General features: G+C 47.7%; 2 protein-coding genes. One reads left to right on the forward strand and one right to left on the reverse strand.

What is annotated here, in order from left to right; all coding sequences use genetic code 11:
* Positions 1-337: 337 nt before the first annotated feature.
* Positions 338-1,165: a hypothetical protein gene (locus tag HT737_RS30075; RefSeq protein ID WP_182400826.1), complete on the forward strand. Its 828-nt coding sequence runs from the start codon at positions 338-340 to the stop codon at positions 1,163-1,165.
* 193 nt (positions 1,166-1,358) lie between these two features.
* On the opposite strand, the gene HT737_RS30080 is transcribed toward HT737_RS30075, so the two are convergent.
* Positions 1,359-1,783 (reverse strand): hypothetical protein (locus tag HT737_RS30080; RefSeq protein WP_220459593.1); only part of this gene is annotated, 425 nt, incomplete at its 5' end.

Here is a 1,783-nt window from a genome sequence, read left to right on the forward strand (position 1 = left end):
GTGAACAACGTTTAGGTGTCAGCGCATAGCTCGTGAGTCGTATAGGGCCGTCCCGATGAGTCGCCGCACTGCATCCTCAACGATGCATCCTGTTACGAACTCCCCTCTGATTGTTAGAGCTGAGAACCAGCACCGTCTCTAGCCCTCGAGTCTTATCTCGACGATGTGCGCTGCTGCCTATTACATTGTGCTAACTGACGATAGACTGGATGCTATTGCTGCCCAGGTGGGATATTGCGTCTCCTTGAAATCTCTCCTGTTTACGGGGTTTGAATGAGACTGCTCTCGCAGAGCAACAATGTATTGGATGCTTCCACGACATATAAAAGGGTGCGTCATGAGCTTTAACGGGTTTCTGGCTGTGGATCCTTACCTAACCTTCGCAGAAGGCGAGCTAGGGTTTAAGGAGAAGTTATTCGTAGGACTGGATGGTGTGCCTAGCGATAAGTCCTGGTATGGCGAGGAGTGGGGCGGGATGCAGTTGCTTCCGTCTGTTTGGCGGCTTGGCCGCGAAGCATACGTTATTGTTGCAAAAAAAATGGGGCGAAATCCAACACTTCAAGATTTTAAGAATACCTATCAAGAAATTATTGCTATTGAAGAAGAGTTTGCCCCAGTAGCGCAGAGTTGGATTGATGAAGGTGTTCTGGTTCTACATTCAAGCGCGGATGAACCACCTATAAAAGACCTCGCTTCAGAAATACAAGACGTGCCATTTGGCTGGCTCATAGAAGTATTCATGCGTGCGGCAAAGGGCTCGGTCGTTAGCGGGGAAATATCCGCAGATAAGTTTCCGGATTTTGAGGGGCTGCTTGCCTCAATAGCTGTAATGTATGTGGATAGCTGTGTGATTGCTAGGCACATAGATGGTCGGGGGTTGGATGAGGCAATTGATATTGTTCAAACAAATTTAGCTTCGGCGAATTTATATCGTGAATGCATAAACTCGGTCAGCCTTGCCTTGGGAGCCAGAGCGAAGAAGGCGAGTAAGAGCCGGCACGAATCTATGAATTTACTGAAGGCTAAGCTTGTTGAAGAGTGGGAAAGATCAAGGGGCGAATACGAGAGTCGCGCAGATTTTGTTAGGATCGTCGCACGGCTTCATGGAGTAAAAGAACGCACTCTTTACGAATGGATCGGTAAGCATGAGCAGTTAAAAAAGTAGCTGGAGTACGGTTTGCGCGCACACCGTACATTCTACGAGCAAACCGTACTGTTTGGTTTCACTCGAATCACTTAACCTGCCCATCAGCCATAAGGCCGTATCGCCTATCAGGGGATTATGCGGGACACAGGCAGACAGGCCGTGATGGTTGAGATTTAGGTAGCACGAAGCCTTCACTCAGGATCTGAGCAACTTACTCATTTTTGGTTTTCGAGTTACCTCCGAACAGGTCGTGAACTGGAGTTCCTCGAATTTCATCAATGTATTCCTTGGGTGCGAAGAACTGGGCTGACACCTTGGTGATCTCATCCTCTGAATGATTCAGTTGTAGAGGACTTCCTTCTATCTGTGCTGCCCCGACCATAGCTTCCAACATGTAGTCGCTTAATAGTTTGTTTTTCTCGTTTTGACCGAGGGATGAGTATTCCTCTGCAAGTTTTTTATGCTGACCTCTAGTGAAATGCAGAGAGCATCTGACAGGTCCGAGTTTTTCAAACGTAACCTCAAACATGAGTTCGACATCATCTGCCTCTTCATTTTCCTTTAACTGCTCGACAGGAACGTCGAGAGCTTCAGCTAGTCGGAGGAGAACCTTCAATCTGGGATGAGATTTTCCTT

Source organism: Pseudomonas sp. MD195_PC81_125 (assembly GCF_014060985.1).
GTDB lineage: Bacteria > Pseudomonadota > Gammaproteobacteria > Pseudomonadales > Pseudomonadaceae > Aquipseudomonas > Aquipseudomonas parakoreensis.

Excerpts from the sequence above, each read along its gene's own strand:
- HT737_RS30075 (WP_182400826.1), top strand. The coding sequence starts at position 338 with ATGAGCTTTAACGGGTTTCTGGCTGTGGATCCTTACCTAACCTTCGCA.